The sequence below is a fragment of the Halomonas sp. SIMBA_159 genome (assembly GCF_046536035.1).
Lineage (GTDB): Bacteria > Pseudomonadota > Gammaproteobacteria > Pseudomonadales > Halomonadaceae > Vreelandella > Vreelandella venusta_A.
On record NZ_JAWJBT010000715.1, the window covers coordinates 1 to 267 of the forward strand.

1 pseudogene is annotated in these 267 nt (G+C 68.9%); it reads left to right on the forward strand.

From position 1 onward, the window contains the following. Positions 1–267: pseudogene (locus tag R0J87_RS21060) on the forward strand (hypothetical protein); the annotation flags it as partial.

A 267-nucleotide genomic window follows, 5' to 3' on the forward strand; every position in this document is an offset into this window, starting at 1 on the left:
GCCGTGCTGCTGATCTCGGTTCCGGCCGTCCTCCTCGTCGCGGTGGCGGGAGAGATCCGCAGCTTCCCCCTGCTGCTGATCGCCGGGTTCTACCTCGGTGTCGCCGGAACGATCTTCGCGGTCGGCATCCCGTTCTCGCGCGCCTGGTTCCCGCCGGCTCGACGTGGGTTCGCGACCGGCGTCTTCGGGATGGGGATGATCGGCACAGCCGTCTCGGCGTTCTTCACGCCCCGTCTGGTGGAGTCGATCGGCTACCTCCCCACGCAC